Annotated in this window: 20 protein-coding genes and 1 pseudogene; 11 read left to right on the top strand and 10 right to left on the bottom strand. The window is 69.5% G+C overall.

Annotation, left to right across the window (positions count from 1 at the left end; genetic code table 11):
* The first annotated feature begins 74 nt into the window (after positions 1-74).
* Positions 75-368 carry a hypothetical protein gene (locus ACT89H_RS22900; protein ID WP_445110700.1) on the top strand — a complete coding sequence of 98 codons (294 nt, stop codon included), beginning with the start codon at positions 75-77 and terminating at the stop codon, positions 366-368.
* A 60-nt stretch (positions 369-428) separates the two neighbouring features.
* Here the strand turns inward: ACT89H_RS22900 and ACT89H_RS22895 are convergent, their stop codons facing one another.
* From ACT89H_RS22895 to ACT89H_RS22885, 3 genes are all read right to left on the bottom strand, one after another.
* The gene (locus ACT89H_RS22895) at positions 429-2486 is read right to left on the bottom strand and encodes an ATP-binding protein (protein ID WP_445110699.1); all 2058 of its coding nucleotides are present in this window, start codon (positions 2484-2486) and stop codon (positions 429-431) included.
* 280 nt (positions 2487-2766) lie between these two features.
* Positions 2767-4134, bottom strand: a complete 1368-nt coding sequence (locus tag ACT89H_RS22890) for a metallophosphoesterase family protein (protein WP_445110698.1) — start codon at positions 4132-4134, stop codon at positions 2767-2769.
* Between the two features lie 374 nt (positions 4135-4508).
* A complete protein-coding gene (locus ACT89H_RS22885) occupies positions 4509-5507 on the bottom strand; it encodes a fatty acid desaturase family protein (protein ID WP_445110697.1) in 999 nt (332 codons plus the stop codon).
* Positions 5508-5727: 220 nt separating this feature from the next.
* Between ACT89H_RS22885 and ACT89H_RS22880 the strand changes: the two genes are divergently transcribed.
* Positions 5728-6468, top strand: coding sequence for an SDR family oxidoreductase (locus ACT89H_RS22880; protein WP_445110696.1), 741 nt, complete (start codon positions 5728-5730; stop codon positions 6466-6468).
* Positions 6469-6556: 88 nt separating this feature from the next.
* On the opposite strand, the gene ACT89H_RS22875 is transcribed toward ACT89H_RS22880, so the two are convergent.
* Together ACT89H_RS22875 and ACT89H_RS22870 are read right to left on the bottom strand one after the other, a co-directional pair.
* A complete protein-coding gene (locus ACT89H_RS22875; RefSeq protein WP_445110695.1) occupies positions 6557-6757 on the bottom strand; it encodes a hypothetical protein in 201 nt (66 codons plus the stop codon).
* Positions 6758-7222: 465 nt separating this feature from the next.
* Positions 7223-7699 carry an SRPBCC family protein gene (locus tag ACT89H_RS22870; protein ID WP_445110694.1) on the bottom strand — a complete coding sequence of 159 codons (477 nt, stop codon included), beginning with the start codon at positions 7697-7699 and terminating at the stop codon, positions 7223-7225.
* A 112-nt stretch (positions 7700-7811) separates the two neighbouring features.
* On the opposite strand from ACT89H_RS22870, the pseudogene ACT89H_RS22865 reads away from it, so the two are divergent.
* From ACT89H_RS22865 to ACT89H_RS22850, 4 genes and pseudogenes are all read left to right on the top strand, one after another.
* Positions 7812-7991: pseudogene (locus tag ACT89H_RS22865) on the top strand (SDR family oxidoreductase); the annotation flags it as partial.
* Between the two features lie 75 nt (positions 7992-8066).
* Positions 8067-8933 carry a carbohydrate ABC transporter permease gene (locus tag ACT89H_RS22860; RefSeq protein WP_445110887.1) on the top strand — a complete coding sequence of 289 codons (867 nt, stop codon included), beginning with the start codon at positions 8067-8069 and terminating at the stop codon, positions 8931-8933.
* The gene (locus ACT89H_RS22855) at positions 8923-9744 is read left to right on the top strand and encodes a carbohydrate ABC transporter permease (protein ID WP_445110693.1); all 822 of its coding nucleotides are present in this window, start codon (positions 8923-8925) and stop codon (positions 9742-9744) included. Before ACT89H_RS22860 ends, ACT89H_RS22855 begins: the two co-directional genes overlap by 11 nt.
* Positions 9741-11015 (top strand): ABC transporter substrate-binding protein, encoded by a 1275-nt coding sequence (locus ACT89H_RS22850; RefSeq protein WP_445110692.1) that lies wholly within the window; start codon positions 9741-9743, stop codon positions 11013-11015. Before ACT89H_RS22855 ends, ACT89H_RS22850 begins: the two co-directional genes overlap by 4 nt.
* A gap of 145 nt (positions 11016-11160) precedes the next feature.
* On the opposite strand, the gene ACT89H_RS22845 is transcribed toward ACT89H_RS22850, so the two are convergent.
* Genes ACT89H_RS22845 through aztB form a run of 4 tightly spaced genes read right to left on the bottom strand, consistent with a single transcriptional unit; the run spans position 11161 to position 17163 of the window.
* The gene (locus tag ACT89H_RS22845; RefSeq protein ID WP_445110691.1) at positions 11161-12993 is read right to left on the bottom strand and encodes a hypothetical protein; all 1833 of its coding nucleotides are present in this window, start codon (positions 12991-12993) and stop codon (positions 11161-11163) included.
* Between the two features lie 60 nt (positions 12994-13053).
* Positions 13054-14211 (bottom strand): zinc metallochaperone AztD, encoded by a 1158-nt coding sequence (gene aztD / locus ACT89H_RS22840; protein WP_445110690.1) that lies wholly within the window; start codon positions 14209-14211, stop codon positions 13054-13056.
* A gap of 34 nt (positions 14212-14245) precedes the next feature.
* Complete coding sequence (aztC, locus tag ACT89H_RS22835) at positions 14246-15160, bottom strand: zinc ABC transporter substrate-binding protein AztC (RefSeq protein ID WP_445110689.1); 915 nt, start codon at positions 15158-15160, stop codon at positions 14246-14248.
* Positions 15157-17163 (bottom strand): zinc ABC transporter permease AztB, encoded by a 2007-nt coding sequence (gene aztB / locus ACT89H_RS22830; protein WP_445110688.1) that lies wholly within the window; start codon positions 17161-17163, stop codon positions 15157-15159. Before aztB ends, aztC begins: the two co-directional genes overlap by 4 nt.
* A gap of 56 nt (positions 17164-17219) precedes the next feature.
* On the opposite strand from aztB, the gene aztA reads away from it, so the two are divergent.
* The 3 genes from aztA (at position 17220) to ACT89H_RS22815 (ending at position 19363) form a co-directional block, all read left to right on the top strand.
* On the top strand, positions 17220-17933 hold the full coding sequence (gene aztA / locus ACT89H_RS22825) for a zinc ABC transporter ATP-binding protein AztA (RefSeq protein WP_445110687.1): 714 nt from the start codon (positions 17220-17222) through the stop codon (positions 17931-17933).
* Between the two features lie 91 nt (positions 17934-18024).
* Positions 18025-18408, top strand: a complete 384-nt coding sequence (locus ACT89H_RS22820; protein ID WP_445110686.1) for a helix-turn-helix domain-containing protein — start codon at positions 18025-18027, stop codon at positions 18406-18408.
* A gap of 190 nt (positions 18409-18598) precedes the next feature.
* The gene (locus tag ACT89H_RS22815) at positions 18599-19363 is read left to right on the top strand and encodes a DUF8020 domain-containing protein (protein ID WP_445110685.1); all 765 of its coding nucleotides are present in this window, start codon (positions 18599-18601) and stop codon (positions 19361-19363) included.
* A gap of 57 nt (positions 19364-19420) precedes the next feature.
* Here ACT89H_RS22815 and ACT89H_RS22810 read toward each other — a convergent pair whose 3' ends face one another.
* The gene (locus tag ACT89H_RS22810) at positions 19421-19936 is read right to left on the bottom strand and encodes a hypothetical protein (RefSeq protein ID WP_445110684.1); all 516 of its coding nucleotides are present in this window, start codon (positions 19934-19936) and stop codon (positions 19421-19423) included.
* Positions 19937-20117: 181 nt separating this feature from the next.
* Here ACT89H_RS22810 and ACT89H_RS22805 point away from each other — a divergent pair, with 181 nt between their 5' ends.
* Both ACT89H_RS22805 and ACT89H_RS22800 read left to right on the top strand, forming a co-directional pair.
* Positions 20118-20768: a DUF6968 family protein gene (locus ACT89H_RS22805; protein WP_445110683.1), complete on the top strand. Its 651-nt coding sequence runs from the start codon at positions 20118-20120 to the stop codon at positions 20766-20768.
* Between the two features lie 174 nt (positions 20769-20942).
* Complete coding sequence (locus ACT89H_RS22800; RefSeq protein WP_445110682.1) at positions 20943-22307, top strand: WS/DGAT/MGAT family O-acyltransferase; 1365 nt, start codon at positions 20943-20945, stop codon at positions 22305-22307.
* Positions 22308-22347 lie beyond the last annotated feature (40 nt).

The following is a 22347-nucleotide window of genomic DNA, read 5'->3' as shown; positions in this document are numbered from 1 at the left end:
CGTCGATGAGTCTGGACAGCGTCCCAAACGACAGCGGGACCGCCCCGCGACACCGACCCGAAGGAGCACCCCGGATGACGATGAACCGACGGTCCACCCGCCGCTCGGCCCGCGCCCTCGCGATCGCCGCAGCACCCGCCCTCCTGGGCATGGGCCTGGTGACGGCCGGCGTGGCCCAGGCCGGCCAGGACGCCAACCCGCCGATCTGCTCCGGGACCAACCTGGTGTGCGGCCCGCAGACCGATCCGACCCCCGGCGGCCCGACCAACCTCACCCCCGGCACCGTGCCCCGCACCCCCGGTATTCCCGCCGACCGCACTCCGGGCGCTACCCACCAGCCATCGCACGCCCGGCCGATCGGCGGGTAGCCCGGCTCATGATGACGGTGCCGACATGCGATCCCGCCGACATTCGGAGCAGCCCGGCTCTCAACCGGCTCTGACTCCGCTCGACTGGGTGTCGTCGTCCTCGCCGCGCATCGTGTAGACGCGCTCGAGGAAGTCACGATGCGCGCGCAGCGTCGAGTCCAGCAGTTCACGCCAGGTGCGGCGATCGATGCGGCTGTCGCTGTCCAGCGACGACAGCGACGCCGGGCGCAGCTTGTCGGTGTGATCGACGATGAAGGTCAGTCTGCGACGCGGAAATTGCGCGCCGATGCGCGGATTGTCGTTCAGGAAGGCGTCCAGCGCGTAGAGGTAGTTGATCGCGCGGTTGTACTCCTCGTCGGTGAGGTGATAATCCATGCGCTTGATCTCCACGATCCACAGTTCGCCGGAGTCGTGCAGCAACACGAAATCCGGTTCGCGTTTCGCACTGCCTATCGCGGTTGTCACCAACGTGACCCCGAACCGCTGCGCGTACCAGCGCTCGAAGCTCGCCCGCACCCGCTGGAGGGATTCGTTCATGCCGAGTGGCGTCCACTCCGGGGCCAGCAACCACGGCGCGCTTTCGATCAGCTCTTGGAACGGCCGCTCCAGCGACCGGTCGTCGTCGATGAGGCTGCGCAGGCGGTCGACCACGGCCACCCGTTCGCTGGCTATCTGGCCCAGCGAATAGATTTCGGCCACCCGTGCCCGTTCGAACAAGGCGACGACCACGTCCAGTCGCGTGTCGTCGTCCTCGGCGATCTCTTTCAGCGTTTCCAGCAGACTGCGCTGCGGTCCGAGCGACAGAGCCAGCCGGACGATGCTCTCGACATGAGCGGGGTCTTCCAGCGCGGCGCGGTCCTTGTGCGCGACGAGGATTCGCGCGGCGTCGATCACCGAATCGCGGAACAGCCGGTCCCCCGGTGCGATCTCCTCCAAAGTCGCGTGGACGTGCGACTTCTCGACGAACTCTTCCCATACCCGCCGGCGGATCGACCTCTCCCCCATCCGGCCGATCTCCTTGATCAGCTCGCGTCCCCACACGGCCAGGGCTTCGCCGCGAGGGGAACTCCACATGATGTCCTGTCGATCGGACCGGACCAGGTCCTCCTCGTCGTCGAGCCAGTCCACGTGGATGGCTCCGACTAGATACGAACGCAATTTGAACTCGCCGGTGAAGCCGGCCGCGATGCCGAAATCCCTGGTCTGGGCAACGATCTTGCCGCGCGCGTAGATGCGGACCCCCGCCATCGCCTCGTCCCGGTAAGGCTGTTTGGAGTAGGCGACCCATCCCGCGACCGGAAGGAACTGGTGGCCCACCCGCACCGGACGGGGGCGCACGTCGATCCGCGTCTCCTCCATCACGTCGATCGGAAGATCGCTGAGAATGAAGCTTTCCGCCGCGCCGTCGGCCGCGCTGTTGTGCACTTCGACCCGCCAATCCGGCCGCTCGATCCCGAACCGCGCGGCCAGCTGCCGATTCAATTCCGGTCCGGAATTGACGCGCTTGCGGAAGAATTCACGCAGGATCACCGTGGTGCCCGGGTGCGGGGCGAAAGTGCCGTCGCGGATCCCGATCTGCGGGTAGTAGTCGCGCTCGGTGTCCGACAGCATGTCGTGCAGATCCAGCACGATGTGCGATACCGGCCAACCCCGCTCGGTCCGGCCCGCAGGCCCACCGCCCGCCGTGATCACCTCGATAGTGCGGCAGATGCCGAAAGCGGCCAGCTTCCCGATTCCCTTGCGGCCCATCACCGGACGTTTGCGGTCCCGGGACAGATCCGAACCCATCCGCATCCGGCGATCGGACCCGACCATCAAATAGTGCGCGTTGACCTCCGCCGCGGTCATGCCGTGGCCGTTGTCGGTGACCACGATCTCGTACTGGGGTTCCTCCGCGGAACGCACCGTACCCGCCAGCGTCACTCCCCACGGCAGCGAGACCTCGACCACGGTGGCGTCGGCGTCGTAGGAGTTGGCGATCAATTCGGCGAGTACCGCCGAGACCCGGTCGTAGAGTTTGATTCCGAGCTTGTCGATGGCCAACCGGCTGATCCGCATCGTGTACTTGTGCTCGCGCGAATCACGTCCTCGGTCGGTGGCCGGAGCGTCCGTATCCATCGTGGGACCCCATCTCCCCTCCGGCAGCCTCATACCGGCTGCCCCTGGCACCATCCAACTCGCACCGTTTGACCAGGGCCTGAACGCCCGAGGGCCAGTCCATAACGGCATGGTCCCGAAATGCGCACGCCGATAACCGGTGGCAACGGACCGATCTCGATCACGGCGCCCGGCGAGTCGCTGCCCACCGCACCGGCCCTGCCGATCGAAAGCGGATCGCCCAGCGGCGGAGCCGAAGCGGTGACGGACCGATAGCCGGAGGTCACCCGCGGCTATGCGCTCATCGCTCTGCGGCGCTGCGCAATTCACGACGCCCCTGTCGAGGGGCCGCAGTGTGGAGGCGAGGTATCGGCGCGATCCCGGACAGATCGCGGCGCACGACATGGTTGCGGTCGGCGAGCGAGCCCAGGCTGTAGCGTGACTGCAGGCCGAACAGCTGAGTACGGGTGCGGGCGCTCCAGCGGCGGGCGGCGGCCGTGCGGGTGGTGTGGAAGGTGACCATGTATCCGCCCTCGTACAGTCGCAGCAACGAGTAACCGGCGGGGTATTCCTTGATCGAAGCCACCTCCAAGAACTCCACCGGCACAGAAGTGTCCGGGCGTGTGCGCCGATTGCGGTGCGTATGCCCACTGTGGTGCAGGAACACACCGGGAGAGTGCCCGTAGAGCTGGTGCACGGTAGCCGCGTCGTGCCGGTTCAGGACGAACCCGGGGCCGCCGAGGTTGGTCATCCCCGCCTCCCGGGTCACCGGGTGGTGGCCGAAAACCACAGTCGGCTGGTCGGGTTCGTCGCGCAGCACATCGCGCAGCCGGGCCATCTGCTCGGCGTCGATGCGGCCACCCGAGCCGTCGAGATCCGTGGTATCCAGTGCGATCATCCGTAGTCCGCCGAGGTCGTAGCTGAACAACCGCTGCCGGGGCAGGAATTGCGGACCCCAGCAGTCGTGATGTCCGGTTCCCCGCAGACGCAGCCCCGACTGCCAGGCCGCACCGACCCGCGGCCGGTCGTGATTGCCGCGGCACACCAGTACGTCTCGGCCGAGCTCACCCCACGTGTCGAGCCGACGCCGCAGGTCACGCGATTCGGCGGGAGTGCCGCGATTGGTGAGGTCGCCTGCCAGCACCAGGTGGTCGACGGCGCGATCCGGCTCGCGCACATCGTGCAGCAGAGCCTCCAGCATCACCGCTGGATACGGGGCCATCCCGGGCTCCTGCCGGACACCGGTGGGCAGCGCGGGCACGATCTCGCCGCTCACCTCCTCACCGAAATGCAGGTCGTTGGCCAGCGCGATGGTGCGCAGCAACCGCCCCGGTGGCGGTGTCAGAGTGCGGAACTCGTGTCCGTAGTCGTCGTTCCACCACCAGCGCGCGGCCGAACCGGAAGCCACCCGCACGCCCCGGGAGCGGGCCTCCAAGCGATAGCGCCTGCCGGGTTCGAGCCCGGTGACTTCGACGTAATGGAAGGCGGTGGGCGTGGCGTCGGAGTGCACGATCGGCAGCGGCTTGGACGAATCCGCCGGCCCGAGCGCGAGTTCGGTATCCGCCGCGACCGGCCGTGTGCGTCCGATCCGGTCGACCGCCGCGGTCGTCCAGGTGACCGCCACCGACCGGTCACTCACCGTGATCAGTTCGAGGTCACGGGCTGCCATCCCCGGAGCCTCGGACGCGAGCAAGGCGAATCCGTCTACCGGGAGTACGGCCAGTGCGGTGAGTGCGGTCCTGCGAGAGACTCTGTGGTGGCCCATCGCAACCCCTGCCGTAGGCTTCGCCGATGTGTCGACGGACTCGACGGTATCGAGGCAACCGTGCCGGCCCGTGAACAACGGTCGAGCGCTGCCGGTCGATTGGCCGCCGGTTATCTGAATAGCCCACTGTCCACGTCGGCCTGCACTGCCGCAGCTGTCGCGCATTCGGTCCACCCTCGCGCAGGAAAATCGAGGAGATCCTCGCCCGGATGGATTCGCACATGGAAACCGAGGAGTGATCGCAGCGGCGGCAGGAGCACCCCCGCGCCGGGCGGCACTCAGCGATCGGTGAGCCGGAGCGGGCCGCGTATCTGGCGGGCCACCGCACGGAACCAGCCGGTGTCGTATCGGCCACCGTCGGCGTCGAAGGCGGGCCGCAGTTCGTACCAGCGCAGGCCGGGGCGCCGATGATGCACGCCGTGCAGATTGAAGCTCAGCGCCAGAATTTGCAGTGGCGCGGGCAGTTTCAAGTTCAGCGCCTCGAGCGGCTCGTCGAGATCGGTGCCGTAGTGGTAGGCGTTGTCCGACAGCGAGACGATCAGGCCGCGCCCGGCCGACGCCACCAGCAACATCCACCACTGCGAACCGTAGGCGGCGAACGCCGCGCCGTGCAGCACCACGACCACGACCGCGTCTACGCGGAACTGCCGGAACGTTTCGGGTCGCGTGACGCGTTCGAGCAGCGGCCGCGCCACCGTGTCCGGCCCGTCCAGCGCGCGGGCGAGCCGGCGCACCGCCGCCGCGGGCAACGCCGCCAGCGCGATCGCCGCCACCTCGAGCAGGTACAGCCCGCCGAACAGCCGCAGGTAGTACCCGGGCGCGACCTTCGCCCAGCTGGTACTCGCCGGGTCGTAGACCTCGGCCCGCTCACGAGTCCGGTTGTAGCGGTGATGGAGCAGGTGACCGGCTTTGAGCAAGGCGAACGGCGACCCGTACAGCACGGCGAGCACGCGCCCGTACCGGTCGTTGCGGGAACGCAGGTGGTGCAGATTGCCGTGTACGGCCTCGTGGATCACCGACCAGAGCGTCGTCGTCAGCAGCGCCATCGGCAGCAGCACCCATCCCCACGCGCGGTCGCGGGGGATCAGCAGCAGCGGGAGCACGAAGAGCTGGACGATGTTCAGTACGACCGCCGTGGCGGTCAACCACGATCCGATCCGCCGCCCGTCGTCGCGCCGCTGCGCGTGGACAACGCCACCGGTGCGCCGTTCGATCATCTCGCCCCCGGTCACCTCTCCGGTCTTCTCCGGGCTTCGAGCCTGCACGACCTGCCCCACGAACATCCCTACGGGGCCTGTCGCCCCTCTTACGTCCGTGCGACGAAACGGTGCTGCGGGAGACGGCCTACGACGGCCACCGATTGCCGAGCTATCGACACCCGCCGCTCACCACCGGCGCCGTCGTGCAAGCCGACGACGTGGTACCGGGAGCGGAACGAACAGATAACGGTTTCATGGATCGCCGGCTCGCCCGTGGCAGGCCGGGAAAGGCGAATCCATGAAGCTGACAGTCATCGGCGGAACCGGACGGATCGGCTCGCAGGTGGTCGGGAAGCTGGCCGCTGCCGGGCACGAGGCCATCCCGGCGGCGCCGTCCACCGGGGTCGACCTGCTCACAGGAGAGGGCCTGGACCGGGCGCTGGAGGGAGCCGACGTCGTCATCGACCTGGCGAACTCGCCGACCTTCGACGAGGCGTCGGTGGACTTCTTCCGCATCTCCATGCGCAACCTGCTCGATGCCGGAGCGAAAGCCGGAGTCGGACATCAGGTCGTGCTCTCGATCGTAGGCACCGACCAGGTGCCCGACCTGGACTACTACCGGGCCAAGACCATGCAGGAGGACCTGCTGCGGCTGGGGCCGACGCCGTACTCCATCGTGCGCGCCACCCAGTTCTTCGAGTTCATGGATTCGGTGCTGTCCTGGACTTCCGACGACGACACCGTCCGCCTGCCTGCCACCCCGATCCAGCCGATGGCCGCCGCAGACGTGGTCGACGCGGTCGTCGAGGTCGCCACCGGCGCCCCGCTGGGCGGCATCCGCAACGTCGCCGGTCCGGAGGTCTTCCGCCTCGACGACCTCGGCAGGCTCACGTTGGCCGCTCGGCACGACAGCCGGACCGTCGTCACCGACGACACCGCGGGCATGTTCGCCGCCGTTTCCGGCGACGTTCTCACGGCGGGGCCGGACGCGCAGCTGGCCCCCACGCATTACCGAGATTGGCTCGAGCAGCAGCGCTGAGCGTTTCGCGGCACCACCGGCAGCAGACACCTGCGCGCGCACCACCCGGGCCGGGCGGTTGTACCGCCCGGCCCGGGTTCGGTCGGCGTCAGCGACCGGAGTGGCTGTGCTGTCCGCCGCGCACCTTCGCTTCGTCGGGCTGCGCTTCGGCGCCCTTGCGTCCGGCCGCGCTCGGATCGGCGGAGTTGCGGTCGCCGAAGCTGCCGGTGCTGGCCTGGCCGCCGCGACGCGCCTGCTCCTCGGTGTCGGAACGGTTGCCGAACTGACCCGGGTTGTTCTGGTCTGCCATCACGTGCTCCTTTCTGTAGCGGATGAAACCGACGGTGGCTCTGGGTGCCACGTCTCGGTGCTACCCGCGCCGCCGTGCTCGAATCAGTCTCGGAGCTTCGTCACATGATCGAAAAGAACTGTCGCGACACGGCTTATCCGAGTATCCGTCGAACGGCCGTCCACACGCTCCGGGCGCCAACCGATTCGGTAGTACCGGTCGCCCGAGCCGGTCACCGCGAGCGGTGCCGAGAACCATCTCGCGCCAGTGCATTCCGATTTCGATTCGCATGGTGGCGTGTGCCACGTGGAGGTCGACGGCGCTGTTCCGGTGGGGCCGCCGCGCGGGGTGCCGAGGCGCGACCGTGGTAGCGACCCGGCGTGGGTGTTCCGAAGCCACGATATTCGGGGAGCGGCCCGTTTCATGCCCACCATCGGCGGGTCGGGAACGACGGACATACGGTCTGGGACCGGACGACGACGCGGACTACTGCCGCGACGAAACCCCTTGCCGCTCGGCGAGTTCGGCGAGCCGGTCGAGCGAGGCCGACAGTGAGCCCGCGGTGGTCGCGCGGGCGCGGACCTGACGCTTCTCGTCGGTCAGCGACGTCCAGTCGTAGGTGTGGGTGACCCGGGTGCGCCCCTCGCCCGCCGGCTCCAGCTCCCACCGCCAGAGGTGGCCGGGCGGCTGGTTGCCCGGCTCCGACGGTCGCCACGCGATGCGGCTGCCCTCGATGAACTCCACCACATGGTTGTCGCGCACGAACCCGTTGGTCAGGGTGGTGCTGAACACCGCTCCGGCTTCGCGCACCCGCTGCCCCGCCGCGGCCTCGGCCAGGTTGTCGTTGCCGTCCCAGCGCGGCTGCTCGGCGGGATCGGCGATGAGCTCGAAGATCTCCGCCTGACCCGCGTTGATCTCACGGCTGGCGCTGACGATACGGGGAACCTCGTTCTGGTCGGTCACGTGCTGATAGAAGCATCCGGGCCGAGAGCCGGGCAACCCTTCTGCTCGAGCCTGAGCTAACTCACCGCGACGTGGGCAAGTTCAGCGTCACCGCCAATGCCATCCCGGGTTCATCGTCACCGACATGACCACCGCCGCCGCACGCGTCGGCGTCTCCTTCGAGGACTTCCAGAAGACCGCAGCGGCGCAGATTCCCGTGCAGCGCGTCGGCACGCCCGAGGACAACACGCGCACCGCCTCGTTCCTCGTGAGTGAGGGTGCCGGTTTCGTTTCCGGCCAGGTGATCTACGTGGCGGGCGGTCCGACCGACCGACGAACCACCCCGCCCGCCGCGCCGGGGCGGGCGTGGGCGGTAACGTCGCAGCACATGAATCGGCGTGGGGCTCGTCGCGGCATGACGAGCTATGTTCTCTTGCTGCCGAGCCTGATCGGTGTCGGCGCGTTTCTGGTGCTGCCGATTCTGGTGGTGGCCTGGCTGAGTCTGCACAGCTGGAATCTTCTGGGACCGATGGAGTTCGTCGGACTGCGCAACTGGCGGTCGGTGCTCGCGGACACCGCGTTCGGCCACTCCGTGCTGGTGACGCTGGCGTTGACCGCGATCGTGGTGCCCGCGCAGACGGTGCTGGGTTTCGCCGTCGCGGCGTTGCTGGTCCGGCGGCGCGGCGCGACAGGTCTGCGGGTCGTGTACGCGCTGCCGTGGATGTGCGCGCCGGTGGCGGTGGGTGTGGTGTGGCAGTGGATGTTCGCTCCCACGGGGGGCGCCGTCAACGCCGCGCTCGGCCTGCGCGTCGCATGGCTGTCGGATCCCGCGCTGGCGCTGCCGTCGGTGGCCGCGGTGAGCGTGTGGGCGAATTTCGGGTATGTGGCGCTGTTCTTCGTGGCCGGGATACGGGCGATCCCGAACGAGATACTCGACGCGGGAGCGCTGGACGGGGCCACCGGCTGGCGGCGGATCCGCTGGCTGATCCTGCCGCTGTTGCGGCCCACCATGTTCTTCGTGCTGGTCACCGGCGTGCTGACCGCGTTCCAGACCTTCGACACCGTGTACGCGTTGACCAAGGGCGGACCGGGCGACCGCACCGATGTGCTCGCGATGCGGATCTTCACCGAGGCATTCGACGCCGCGCGTCCCGGCCGCGCCGCCGTCATGGCGCTCGTGGTGTTCGCCGTGCTGGTCGCGATCACCGTGGCGCAGCACCGCTACTTCCGGAATCGGACCACATATGAGTTCTGATCGCCTGCGTTCGGCGGCCGCCTGCACGGTGCTCTCGGCCGGCGCGCTGCTGACCGTGGCGCCCCTGCTGCTCAGCGCGCTCACCGCGGTGAAAACACCCGGACAGTTCGCCACCGCGGCACCGCTGGCCCTGCCGCATCCGGTCACCGCCGACAATTTCGGTACCGTGCTGGGTTACGGATTCGGGCGTGCGGTACTGGTGACCGCGCTGATGACGATGTTCGTCACCGGCGGCCAGCTGGTCACCTCGGTGCTGGCGGCATACGCGTTCGCCCGCACGGAATTCCCGGGCCGTGATGCGCTGTTCTGGGTGTATCTGGGCACGATGATGGTGCCGCCGATGGTGACCCTCGTTCCGCTGTATCTGATGTTCGCGAGGCTGGATCTGTTGAACACTTTCTGGGCGCTGGTACTGCCGTTCGTCTTCGGATCGCCCTACGCGATCTTTCTGCTGCGTCAGTACTTTCGCGCGATTCCGCAGGAGCTGATCGGCGCGGCCCGGCTCGACGGCGCGAACACCCTCGACATCATCGTGCACGTCATGGTGCCGATGAGTAGGCCGGTGCTGGCGACCTTGACGCTCATCACGATCGTCTCGCAGTGGAACAACTTCATGTGGCCGCTGGTCGCGAGCAGCGGCCGTTCGTGGCAGGTGCTGACGGTGGCGACGGCGAATCTGCAGACCCGCTACAACGCGCAGTGGACCCTGGTGATGGCGGCCACGACACTGGCCATCGCGCCGCTGGTGGTGCTGTTCGTGGTCGCCCAGCGGCAGGTGCTGCGCTCGATCGCGTGGACGGGCGTGAAATGAGGACATCGACCCGCGTGGCGCTCGCCCTCGCACTCGCGGCGGCACTGCTGGTGGCGGCGGCGCTGTGGCTCGGCCGTGACGGCGACGGTTCCGGTCGCACCGTGGTGGGTTTGCGGATCTGGGACGAGAGTCTGGTGCCCGCCTACCGTGCTTCGCTCGCGGAGTTCGAGCGGGCGAATCCGGACGTCGCGGTGCGGATCACGGTGGTGCCGTGGTCGTCCTACCGGCAGAAGTTGCGTCTGGACGTGGCCGGTGGCACCGCCGACGATCTGTTCTGGACGAATCTGTACGAGGACTACGCCGATGCCGGGCGGTTGCTCGACATCGGGGCAACGCTCGGCCCCGAGGCCGCGCGGGCCTGGGACCCCTCGGCGGTCGCGCAGTACACGCGCGGCGGGAAGCTCTGGGCCGTCCCGCAATTCGTGGATGCCGGAACCGCGGTGTACTACAACCGTGACCTGCTCACAGCCGCGCACATCGACCCCGCGGAGCTTACCGCGGCACGGTGGAGTCCGGGCGGCGACGACACCCTGCGCCCGCTGCTGCGCAGGGTGGCGGCGGTCGCCCCGTGGGCGTACAACGCCGGCCACGACTTCCAGTCCATCGAGCTGCCCTATCTGGGCTCGAACGGCGCCCGTTTCCAGGACGACGACGATCACTTCGTCTTCGACAGCCCGCAGGGCGTTGCCGCGTTCGGCTATCTGGTGCGGTTGATCGCCGATGGGCTCGCGCCGTCGCCCGCGGACACCAATACCGATCCCGACTTCGCGAAAAATGCTTTCTTGCAGGGCAAACTGGCGCTGTTGCAGTCCGGGACGTTCACTCTCGCGCAAATCTCCGAGCAGGCCCGCTTCGCATGGGGCGTCGCGCCGCTGCCCGCGGGCCCGGCGGGGCGGGTGAGCACGAACAACGCCATCGGCGTCGCGGGCAACGCGGCCACCCGGCATCCGGACGCGGTGCGCCGGGTGCTGGCCTGGCTCGGCAGCGGCGCGGGCAATCGTCACCTGGCCGAGGGCGGCGCCACCATCCCGGCAGTCGTGTCCGAACAGCAGCGCTACCGCGACTACTGGGCCGGGAAGGGGGTGGATGTGTCCCCGTTCTTCGACGTCCTCGGCGGCCCGCGTATCTCTTCCGGTGGCGGGCCGTGCTTTTCGGCCGCGCTCCGCGCTGTCGACCCGATTCTCGCCGAGATGTACTTCGGCCGGATCCCGGTGCCGCAGGCCCTGTCTCGTGCCCGGGCCGCGGCGGAGGCCGCCGTCGCGGAGAACTGATCGACCGTCGCAGACACCCGGCGCTGGGTCGCGGTGCCACACTCCGCGGTGCGCGTCCGACCCTTCCGGTCGTAGCACGCCGCCACGGCCGCTCCGGAGCACAGGTGCGGTGGCTCCGCAAGCGTGCGTGACCCGGTGCGGAGTCTCAGTTGTCGTACGACGCGACGCCGACCGGGCCGACGCCGACGCACAGGTCGAGTCCCGGTCCATCAGCGGAGATCAGCAGGGCCGAACCACTGCCGACGAGACGGACGAACACGGTGTTCATTCCCTTCTGGACCGGCGCCGACACGGCTTCGCCGTGCTCCAGGGCGACGCTGATCCGGCCGTCGCGGCTGGCCACGTAGTTGAGTTGAGCGGTCCACTTGCTGGCGAGCATCGGGCCGTCGAGGCGCAGGAGCGCACGCCCGGTGCCGTCGACGCGGTGCCCACAGCCGGGCACCGGGCCGGGGAGGATGGCCCGGTTCCACCAGACCGCCGCATCGACTATCGCACCGTCGTCGGCGATCATCCGCAAACGCGGTGTTGCGAGCGCGAAGGTACCGGGGGCGGCTACCGGCGCCAGCACGCTGCTGGTCAGATTCTGCGGGTAGACCATCGGATTCAGCACATTCCACGGCACCTCTTGTTCGAGCAGGGGCGCACCGTCCCAGGTGCGCAGCGCCGATCTCACGTTGGTGATGTACGTTTCGGACGGGCCGGTCCGCCACGATCGCACGAACGTCCAGGTGGACCAGAGACTGCTCGCGACGAACACCGCCGTCACCGCGACCGCCAGAGGCCGGACGGGAAGCGGACGCCGGGACGATCGGGGGCGAGCCCGCAGCATGAGCGCACCCGCGGCCGCCGCGACCACCGCCGAATCGGCGAAGTAACGCAGCGACTGCATCAACTCCGCCGCGGTGTTCGGCCCGCCACGAGCCAGCGCCACGGCCAGTTGAGCGATCACGACGTAGGCCGCGGCCGTCAGCCACACCGCCCCGATCCGCTGCCGCGCGCGCATCGACAGCGCTACCAGCGCGGCCAGCGCCAGCCAGGCCGCCACCACCGCCCATCCGGGAGGATCCGCCCACGGCGTCGACGGCAGCCACCGCTCCCACACCCACGGCCCGCCCGACAACGCGGGCACGATCCCCAGGGAGGCCGCGGTGGGCAGCAGGTCGCGCAACTCGTCCCAGTTGTCGGGCAGACCCGGGCCGTCGGCCACCGCGAGATAGGCGATGGACCAGAAGCCCAGCACCGCGGCCGATCCGATCCACAGCCACGCACCCCGCCGCGCCACCGTGCCGATCGGGGCCGCGCCGCCGTCGACGTGGTGGGCCAGCGCCGCGGCGGCGAAGGCGACGAACGGCACGACCGCCGACTTCTCGAAGAACAGCAGCGCCACAACGAGCACCGCGATCCCCGACAGCGCGTACCGGCGGCGACCGGTGCGGACCAGCAGCACCGCATCCCCGATCACCCACGCGAGGGCGAATTGCAGCGGCAGCGCGTTGAGGGCGGCCGCCCACCAGGCGAACGCCGGGATCGTCAATGGGCAGAAGAGGTAGAACACCAGCGGAATCAGAATCGGCCGGCGTGGACCCGCTATCACCAGCAGCATGCGCACCACGGCGACCGACGCCCCGAGCTGCATGATCAGCAGCGCCACCACCGGACCCGCCCAGATCAGCGGCGCGACCGTGGTCACCGCCCAGGCCGTGGCGAAGGCGAGCGGCATGAAGTGCCCGTCGTGGTTGTAGAGCAGCAGATCGGTGGACCACAGACCGTAGCGGGCCGCCCGGCCGACCAGGATGAAATCGTCCCAGTAGAAGAAGCCGCTGTCGGCCACCCACCAACGGATCGCCAGCTGCGCCACGATCAGGCAACCGGCGATGACGACCACCGGCCGGGTCTTCGCGATCCGCCGGAACCGGTCCCGCGCCGACGCCCGAGAGGCGCGCGGCGACTCCGGTCCGGCGAGCACAGCGGTGTCCATGCCATCCCACCGTAGCCGCGGACCTCGTCCGGGCGGCGGGCCATCGACGAGAATCCGGTGTCAGTGCCCGACCACACCACTCACTTCGTTCGGTGTGCTCGGCAACGTCACGCTCGCGGTCTTCGCTCCGGTGGCGAGGTCGACGCGGTGGACCTGCTTCGCGGCGGGATCCGAGACGTAGGCGACATCGCCGCGGACGAACAGCGCCGGTCGCGGCTTCTGCCACTCCAGCGGCTCCTGCCAGGAGCCTGTCACGGGGATCGTGCGCACGACGGCGCCCGCGACGGGATCGATCACGTGGATGTGGCCGTCGGTGCCGAGGACGAGGGCTTCGCCGTGTGGGCCACGAGCCAGCGAGCGGAAGGTGTAGCTGGTGCCCAGATCGACCAGCCGCAGCGTGCCGGTGACCGTGTCGATCAGCGAAACGCGCTGGGGGCGTTCGAGTTCGGCGTCCTTGTCCTGCTTGTAGTCGCCGAGGACGACGGGCGAGGTCTCGCTGCCCGCCTGGTTGCCGATCCGGCCGTACTCGGTCGGGCTGGTGACCTTGGTGATCGCCCCGTTGCGGTAGACGAGCACGCCGTTCTCACAGCCGATCACCACGGCCTCACCCGCGGCGGTCGCCTCGCCGTGCACGCCGGGGCAGTCCTCGCTGCGCGCCTTCTCGGTGCGGTTCTCGTCGAGCACCATGATCCCGGTCCGCTTCTCCTCCGTGCCGAGCGTGACGACGAGCTCGCCGTTGGCGAGTTCGATCGCGACGCCGTGGTGCGGGGCGGCCGCGCGGTAGGTGGCGGGCTTCGGCGCGCCCTCGGCGAGATCGGCCGAGTCGAACGCGACGACTTCACCGGTGCCGTCGCTGAACAGCACCGTCCGTCCGGCATGCCGGACCACGTGCCCGGGATGCGGGCCGGGGAACTCGATACCGGTGAATTCTGCTGTGCGGGCGTCGAAAACGCGGAAGCCCGCTTTCGTCGAGACGATCAGGTGGCGGTCGTCGCCCGCGGGGTTGAGCCGGTTGAAGCCGTCGAGCTCGACCGTACCCGCGAGTTCGAGGGTCGTTCCGTCCAGCACGTGGATTCCGCCGTCATAGGTGACCGCGACGGGATCGGCGATCCGCCGGGTGTCGCCTTCGGCGGAAGTATCGGCGCCGCAGCCGGCCAGCACCAGGGTCAGCAGGCCGACCAGCGCGGGCGATTTCGTGGTTCGTGACCGAACGAGCATGAGCTACTCCGTCTTTCGTTCTGGTGTTCCGGTACTAAGCGGTGGCGAGGCCGCGGACGATCGACTCGGTATTGACCCGCATCATTTCCAGGTAGGTGCCCGCGCCGCCGCCGGGTTCGGTGAGCGACTCCGAATACAGCGGGATCACCCGCACGTGCACACCGGCCTGGTCGGCCAGCACGCGGGCCAAGCGGTCGGGCTGCGAGGAGTCGGCGAAGATCGCGCCTACCTCGGCGGCCCGGATGGTCCCGGCGAGGGCGGAGAGGTCCGACGGGCTGGGTGAGGCGAGCGTGGTCCCGCCCGGGATCACGGCGCCCACCACTTCGAAGCCGTATCGCTGTGCGAGGTAACCGAAGACGTGGTGATTGGTGACCAACTTCCGCCGTTCGGCGGGGATCGTCGCGAACCGCTCCGCCATCCAGCGGTCGAGCCGGTCGAGTTCGGTCAGGTAGCGGTCGGCGCCGGCGCGTACGGCCGCGGCGTCGACACCGTCGACCTGCTCGATGATCCGGTCCCGGATGACCTCGACCGCCGTGCGCACCCGGCGCGGGTCGGTCCAGAAGTGTGGGTCCGGCCTGCCGTTCGCTTCGTCCGCGCGGTAGCCGATCGGGTCGATCGCCGCGCCGACGGATACGCCCGCCACCCCGGATTTCTCGGCCGCCTCGATGTTGCGCAGCACGCTCTCCTCGAGGCCGAGACCGTTGTAGACGATCAGGCGCGCGCGTTCGAGCTGCGCCGCCTGCTGGGCGGAGATGGCGAAGAAGTGCGGGTCCGCGTCGGCGGGCATGAGCACCGTCACCTCGACCGTGTCCCCCGCGACAGCGCGAGTGAGGTCGCCGAGGATGTTGGTGGTGACGACGACTCCGTCGCTTTCGGTGTCGTTCGAGCATGCGGTCAGCGCGAGCAGCGCGACGGCGACCAGCGCGCACCAACGAGCGGCACGTCTCATCGGCCCGTCTCCACCATCGCCGTGGGCACGATGTCGAGGCCGAACGTGCGCGCGATGCGCAGATCGTCGGTGTAGTCGATCTCGTGGATCGCCCGCGCCGCGGGATCGTTGAGGTAGGCGCGGTGCTCGTCGACGAGGATCAGCGGCGCGGGCGCCCCGTCGGGCACCGGCGTGGTGAGCGGGCGCGCCTCGGCGGTCTCCCGGCCGGACACGGCGTCGTAACTGTGCAGAACGCCGTCCGCGGTGAGGGCCAGCAGTGCCGCACCCGCTCCCGCCGTGTTCGCCGCGACCACCGAACCGATGTCCACCGCGGTCCAGGTCTTGCGGTGAACGTCGAGCACCCACACCCCGCGCCGGCCCGCCCTGGCCACCAGTGTCGTACTACCCGGGCGGTGGACGAACTCGGTCGCGCGATCGCCGTCGGGGGTGCCGTGCGGATAGGGGATCTTCTCGCCGGTGAACACCGCGTTCCGGGCCGTCACCACCAACGCGCCATCGGCGCAGCCGAAGACGACGCCGCGCCTGGTCACCGCGGAGCCGTGGGGACGCGGACATTCTTGCGCGAGCACCGCGGCGGTCGCTCCGTCCCGAGTGCGTACCTCGATCCGGTCCCGGGCGGGCACGGCCACCAGCAGGTGCTCGGCGTACGGCACCGCGGCTCCGTCCGCGATCACGCCGCGTTCGTGCCGCGAGCCGATGCCGAGCGCCGGCCGGTCCAGCAGCGTCGTGCCACCGGTTTCGGAAAGCAGTGCGGTCACCGCGCTGTCGGCATGTGCGGCCGATACCGCCCTGTCGGCGAGGGTGCCCAGATCACGGGCGGGCGCGCGGTAGTAGTGCACGTGATCGCCGTGGTCGACGGTCCACGTGCCCGCGTCCACGATCCGCACCCCGTCACGGGCGGAGAGGAAGGCGAAACGTCCGTCGGCGGTCAGGTGCCCGACGCCTTCCACCCGGCCGAGATCGATGACGTCCTCGGTGATGAGGTCGACCACCCGCACGGCGCCGCTGCCGCTGTCGGTCACGACCAGACGCGGCTGCGCTTCGTCGGCCTCCTCCGCGCCCGCGACGTAGCCGTGCGGTGTCGTCTCCGCAGAGCGAGTGGAATCGCTCGTGCCGCAACCGATCACGGACGCGGCCGTGGCGGGGACCAGCAACATCGCCAGTGGTTTCGATCGCCCGCGCGCGGACCGGATCCGATCGCGCAACCAGGACGACAGCGCCGAGACGAAGAACAGCGCGACGGCCGTCGCCGCGATGGTCGCCCCCGCGGCGGTGCGCGCGTGCCACGAGATCAGCAGACCGGCGAAAGTGGCCACCGCGCCGAGCGCCGCGGCGCTGAGCATGATCGCCGGGATCCGATGCACCCAGTAGACGGCCGCCGCGGGCGGCGCGATGAGCAGGCCGAAGACCAGCAGGGTGCCGACGATGTGGAACGACGCGACGATCGCCAGGGTCAGCAGACCGATCAGCGCCACATTCGCCAGGCGGGGGCGCAAACCGAGGGTGTGTGCCTTGCGCGGGTCGAAGGTCAGTGCGACGAACGCCCGGTAGCCCAGCACCGAGACCACCGCCGCGAGCAGCGTGGCCGCGACCAGATACCACAGGTCACGCTCCGCGACGGCGAGCACGTCGCCGAAGAGGAAACCGGTCAGGTCGACCGCGAACGAGGGCGAACGCGACACGATGATCACGCCTGCCGACAGCATCCCGACGAACAGCAATCCGATGCCGGTGTCCGCGGCGAATCGCGTACCCCGGCCGAGCACCGAGACGCCGACGGCCATCGCCGCGGCGCTGCATGCCGCGCCCAGCAGCAGGTTTCCGCCGGCCAGCGCGGCGATCGCGACGCCGGGCAGCATGCCGTGCGCCATCGCGTCGCTGAGGAAAGCCATGCCGCGCACCACCACCCAGGTCCCCGCCAGCGCGCACAGACACGACACGAGCAGTCCGCCCCACAGCGCCCGCTGCACGAATGAAACCTCGAACGGGGCCAACCACTCCATGACACAGCACTCTACAATGACAACGGTTTTCATTTCAATCAACGGGAGGGAGTTCCATGCCACCAGCTGTCCATATCGCCGAGGTGACGGCCGGTTACCGGGGACATCCGGTGCTGCGCAAGTGCACCGCCACGATCCCGGGCGGCCAGGTGACCGCGCTCGTCGGGCCCAACGGTTCCGGCAAATCCACCCTGCTCGGCGTCCTGGCGGGCGTCATCACGCCCACCGCGGGAACCGTGCGCCGCGGACATCTCCGGCGACCGGCGTTCGTCCTGCAGCACAGCGGCGTTCCCGCCACCCTGCCGATCACCGTCGGCGAAACGGTCGCCATGGGACGCTGGGCAAAGCGCGGCGCATGGCGGCGGCTCACTCGGGACGATCGCGCCGTCGTCCGCGCATGCCTGGACCGGATGGCCATCACCGACCTGGCCGAGCGCAGGCTCGACAGCCTCTCCGGAGGCCAGCGCCAACGGACGCTGCTCGCACAGGCACTTGCCCAGGAGTCGGACCTACTGCTGCTCGACGAACCGACCACCGGCCTGGACGCGGCCGCGCGGCAGGAGATCTCCGACGCCATCCACCAGGTGGCAGCCCAGGGCGTGACGGTCGTGCACGCCACGCACCGGCGCGAGGACGCCCTGCGCGCCGACTGCTGCCTGCTCATGCGGGACGGCCGGGTCGCCGGGCACGGCGATCCGCGCACCGTCCTGCGCGGAGACCGCTCGCACCCACCCGGCGCGTCGAGCAGGTCAGGCACCCGCCCTCCCTGATGATGTTCAGCGTTACCGGCGCGGAGGGCGCCGCCCGCCCGCCGGAGCAGTGCGACGCAATCGATCGACTCGACCGAGGATGGGAGAGCGTGTGGCGAAAATGGGTAGGCGGAAACGATCCCGGCTGATCACCAGCGGAATGCTGCGGGAGAAGCAGCAGGAGGCAGAGCGCGGCGCACCGGCGCACCCGGCGCCGCTTGCTGCGCGCGAGGTCGAGACGGCCGGCGCACTCGACCTCGACGCGCTCGCCACACGCGTGCGTGCGCGGCGGCGGGAGATGAAGTGGACCCAGGCGGACGTGGCGGACAACGGCGGCCCACCGGCCAAGGTGATCAGCGAGATCGAGCGGTCCCGCAATCCGCGGCCCGATGCCGAGGTGCTCGACCGGCTCGACGCCGGACTGGAATGGCCGCCGGGCACCAGCGCGACGATCCTGCGCCCCCAGCAGAGGAGCGAACTCTCCGCGGCGCGCTGAGGCGGAGGATCCGAAACTCGGCCGGTCGGAGAATTTTTCGTACCCCGACCGGTCGAGCCGGAACGCTCGTCGGTTGCTGCGGGCACTGCTAGGCTGCTCAGCGACTGGACGACTGTTCTTGCGCCGCCGGAGTGCGCGGGTCCGGCCGTGTTGGACACAGGTGTGAACCCGATGAAGGAATGGACGAATCATGCAACTCCGCGGCATCACTGCGGCGGCGATACTAGCCATCGGCTCGTTGACCGTCAGCGCGGGCGGCGCGCAGGCCGAGCCCGCTCAGGACATCACCTACTCGGCCAAGATCGTCGACCGGACGGTGGTCGCCGCGCTCAGGGGCGGAACCTTCGAATTGTCCAAAGCACTGCGTGATCAGCCCGCGGGCGACGAGAACGCTCGGCTGACCGAGCGCAACGGAGTGCTCGTCGACCACGCCGGCGCACCGGCCGACATCGCGCGAGTGATCGACGTGGTCGACGTCCGGGACCACGACGGCCATGTCGTGATGACATTGCCACTCGACTTCCGGATCGCGGAAACCGTCATCCCGGTGCACCCGGAGCTGAAGAAGGACAGCACGGTGCTCGAGCTGAAGCCGACCAGGCCGGAGGGCAGCTCGATCACCGAGCCGCTGGTGGCCAAGCCCATCGCCTCGATGAGCGAGAACCAGCGCGCCCGTGACGAATTCGCCGGCCAGTTCGGACTCGCCACCGCCATCGGCGGTTTCGTCGGCACCGCCATCGGCGCCACCATCGGCTGCCTGGTCACCATCGCCGTCGGTTGCGTGGCCGGGCTGCTGACCGGCGCGAGCCTCGGCGGCATCCTCGGAACCATCGCGGTAGGCGGACCCACACTCGTCGTGGCGGGTGTCGATCTGCTCACCACGTTGCAGGCGGCCGACGGCACCACCCGCTTCGCCGACAAGCCCGCCCAATCCGCTTCGGCCCCGACCAAGTAACCGCGTCCCGGCGGCGTGCGACACGCCGCCGGGCGACACCTCCGATCGACCGCGCCGCTACAACAGCGGCGCGGTCGTCGTGTTCGAACGACCCACCCGCTCGTCGTTGATCAAGTGGTAGGCGCGCCCCAGGTCGTCGAGCGCACGCTCCCATCTGGTGTCCGCGTCGTGGCCGCGGGGATTGCGGCTGAGCAGCAGCAGGGCCTCGACGGCGTCCGCCGACCGCGCGGCGGCGTCCAACAGCACCGGCACCGGTTCCACGGTGGCGCCCGCCGCCAGCGCACCGATGCGGTCGTGCAGCCAGTGCGCGTCGAAACGCACCTGCTCGGCGGGATTCTCGCCGGTCACCGGCAGGGTGCTGACCGCGGCGGCCCGTGCGGCCTGCTCGTCGTCCATCGTCGTGGTGACGACCTGGCGCAACTCGCTGCTCGCGATCCGGTGTAGCAAACCGATGAGTAGGGCACGTTCGGCGTCCGGACCGTGCAGACCCGGGTCACCCGTCCGTGCGCCGACCTCGTCCGGGTCGACGCGCAGGATCGACAGAACCGCTCGCAACTGCGCAATCGTTACCACTTCGTCCGCCCCTCCTCATCGTCGCGGCCCCACCATCACACCCTCGGCGACAGCCTGCCAAACGCGAGGCGCGTCAACCGTCCGGTAGCCGTTTTGCCGATACGGCGTGTCGTCACGCTGCGGTCCAGGTCACCTCGAACCGCAGGGTAGACCGGGGGCCGACTTGGGTACTCCAGACCTCATGAGAGCGATACCGGCGCGGGTCACTGGTGACACGACCACGCCCGCAGTGCGCGAATCCGACCACGGCGGTGCGATCGCGAACATGAAATGGCGGCGGATCAGGGAGGTGATCGCCACCCGAACCGTCACCGATGACACCCGAGAAGTCTCCATCGAGGTGGGAAAACCGCAGATGGCACCGGGTGAAACCGGTGTGGTGTGCGGTTTCCGGATCCAGGGCATCGGCGAAGGATGGGCGCACGGCGTCGATTCCATCGCCGCGCTCTACCGCGCGTTCCAGGAGATCGCTCAGCAGCTGCGGGAGGCCAACAGCCACGGCGCGCACTTCGCGGTGACCGAGCCGTCCGACCCCGACTTCCCCGCGGCCCCCGCCCGCCCCTCGCGCGCCGCCACGACGGTCGCCTACGAGCCGCAGGCGCTCATCGCGGCCCGCACCCTGCACGATGCCGACGGCTCGTTGTCGATCATCATCGGCAGGCCCTATCTGGCGGCGGGCCGGCGCCGGCACCTGTGCCGATTCCATATCAGCAAGCAAGGTGCGTCGCTGGCCGGCGGCGTCGACGAGATCCAGGCATTGCACACCGCGATCAGCATGATCAGCGAACGCCTCGGACTGCCGCAGGATTGGCCGGTCAGCCGCCTGTCCTGAGCCCGTGCGCACAATTGGCGGGACGAACCGCCCAGCCGGTCCGGATTCGGCATCGAATCATCGGTGGTGGATCGTTGTTCGACCGGCGTGGCACTCCCGCGCCTGAGCAGTCGCCGGCCATCCCCCGCGTCCGGAACCAGACCGTGGCGGAGCGTCGCCAGGAGGGAACTGCCCATGGAATTCATCTCGCCGGTGGACGCCCTGTTCCTCATCGCGGAATCACGCGAGCATCCGATGCACGTCGGTTCGCTGTCGATCTTCGACCCCGTCGAGGGCACCGGACCCGAATTCGCCCGGCGCGCGTACGCCACGCTCGCGGCCGACCAGAACTTCCACCGCACCTTCCGCAAGCGGCCCGCCAGCCTCTTCGGCACCCCGCAGCTGGCCTGGACCATGGACAGCGCCATCGAGCTCGACTACCACATCCAGCGGTGGGCGCTTCCGGAAGCGGGTGGCCTGGACGCCCTGACCGAGATGGCCGCGGGACTGCACAGCACCCTGCTCGACCGGCACCGGCCGCTGTGGGAGGCACATCTGATCGAGGGACTCGCGGGCGACCGGGTCGGTGTGTACGCGAAGATGCACCACGCCCTCATCGACGGCGTCGGCGTCCAGCGCCTGCTGCAGCGAACGCTCACCTCCGACCCGGAATCCGGCGAAGCGCTGGTGCCGTGGCATCTCCCGCCGTCGACCCGGCCCGGCGCGAACGCACCGCGCAGCCACACGCTCGGCTCCCGGACGCGCGCCCTGCTCGCCGCGGCGAGTTCCGCGCCCTCGGCCCTGCGCCTGGCCCGCACCGCGCTACTCGAGCAGCAGTTGACGCTGCCCTTCGCCGCACCGCGCACGATGTTCAACGTTCCGATCGGCGGGGCCCGCCGCTGCGCCGCCCGCTCCTGGCCGCTGGACCGGATCCGCCAGGTCAAGAAGATGACCGGCACCACGCTCAACGACGTGGTGCTGGCGATGTCGGCGGGCGCGCTGCGCACCTACCTGCTCGAACACGTCGCCCTGCCGGACCGGCCGCTGATCGCCATGGTTCCGGTCTCCCTGCGTCCCGAATCCGACGATGGTGACGGCGCAGGCAACGCCGTGGCGGCACTGTTGTGCAATCTGGCCACCGACCTGCACGACCCCGCAGCGCGGTTGGCGGCGATCAGCTCCTCGATGCATCGCAGCAAAGAGATCTACCGCGCGCTGTCTCCCGTCCAAGCCGTCTCACTGTCGGCGCTGACGCTCAGTCCACTCGCCCTGTCGCTGCTGCTTCCCGCCACCGCCGCGCTGACCAGCCCGCCGTTCAACATCGTGATCTCCAACATCCCGGGGCCGCGCGAACCGCAGTATTGGAACGGCGCGCGCGTCGCGGCCTGCTATCCGCTGTCGATCCCGCTCGACGGGCAGGCGCTGAACATCACCCTCACCAGCAACGCCGACAGTCTCGACGTCGGCATCGTCGCCTGCCGCCGCAGCGTACCGGACGTGGCCAGGCTGCTCGATCATCTGGAATCCGCGTTGACCGACCTGGAGGATACCGTCTACTGAGCGCTGGACGCTGCCGCCGGAAGGTCAGGGCGATCCCGCG

This window comes from Nocardia aegles (assembly GCF_052545135.1).
Note: the sequence above shows the minus strand (reverse complement) of the source record. Positions and strands in the feature narration are given on the sequence as shown.

Excerpts from the sequence above, each read along its gene's own strand:
- ACT89H_RS22900 (WP_445110700.1), top strand. The coding sequence starts at position 75 with ATGACGATGAACCGACGGTCCACCCGCCGCTCGGCCCGCGCCCTCGCG.
- ACT89H_RS22895 (WP_445110699.1), bottom strand. The coding sequence starts at position 2,486 with ATGGATACGGACGCTCCGGCCACCGACCGAGGACGTGATTCGCGCGAG.
- ACT89H_RS22890 (WP_445110698.1), bottom strand. The coding sequence starts at position 4,134 with ATGGCAGCCCGTGACCTCGAACTGATCACGGTGAGTGACCGGTCGGTG.
- ACT89H_RS22880 (WP_445110696.1), top strand. The coding sequence starts at position 5,728 with ATGAAGCTGACAGTCATCGGCGGAACCGGACGGATCGGCTCGCAGGTG.
- ACT89H_RS22875 (WP_445110695.1), bottom strand. The coding sequence starts at position 6,757 with ATGGCAGACCAGAACAACCCGGGTCAGTTCGGCAACCGTTCCGACACC.
- ACT89H_RS22860 (WP_445110887.1), top strand. The coding sequence starts at position 8,067 with ATGAATCGGCGTGGGGCTCGTCGCGGCATGACGAGCTATGTTCTCTTG.
- ACT89H_RS22855 (WP_445110693.1), top strand. The coding sequence starts at position 8,923 with ATGAGTTCTGATCGCCTGCGTTCGGCGGCCGCCTGCACGGTGCTCTCG.
- ACT89H_RS22850 (WP_445110692.1), top strand. The coding sequence starts at position 9,741 with ATGAGGACATCGACCCGCGTGGCGCTCGCCCTCGCACTCGCGGCGGCA.
- ACT89H_RS22845 (WP_445110691.1), bottom strand. The coding sequence starts at position 12,993 with ATGGACACCGCTGTGCTCGCCGGACCGGAGTCGCCGCGCGCCTCTCGG.
- aztD (WP_445110690.1), bottom strand. The coding sequence starts at position 14,211 with ATGCTCGTTCGGTCACGAACCACGAAATCGCCCGCGCTGGTCGGCCTG.
- aztC (WP_445110689.1), bottom strand. The coding sequence starts at position 15,160 with ATGAGACGTGCCGCTCGTTGGTGCGCGCTGGTCGCCGTCGCGCTGCTC.
- aztB (WP_445110688.1), bottom strand. The coding sequence starts at position 17,163 with ATGGAGTGGTTGGCCCCGTTCGAGGTTTCATTCGTGCAGCGGGCGCTG.
- aztA (WP_445110687.1), top strand. The coding sequence starts at position 17,220 with ATGCCACCAGCTGTCCATATCGCCGAGGTGACGGCCGGTTACCGGGGA.
- ACT89H_RS22815 (WP_445110685.1), top strand. The coding sequence starts at position 18,599 with ATGCAACTCCGCGGCATCACTGCGGCGGCGATACTAGCCATCGGCTCG.
- ACT89H_RS22805 (WP_445110683.1), top strand. The coding sequence starts at position 20,118 with ATGAGAGCGATACCGGCGCGGGTCACTGGTGACACGACCACGCCCGCA.
- ACT89H_RS22800 (WP_445110682.1), top strand. The coding sequence starts at position 20,943 with ATGGAATTCATCTCGCCGGTGGACGCCCTGTTCCTCATCGCGGAATCA.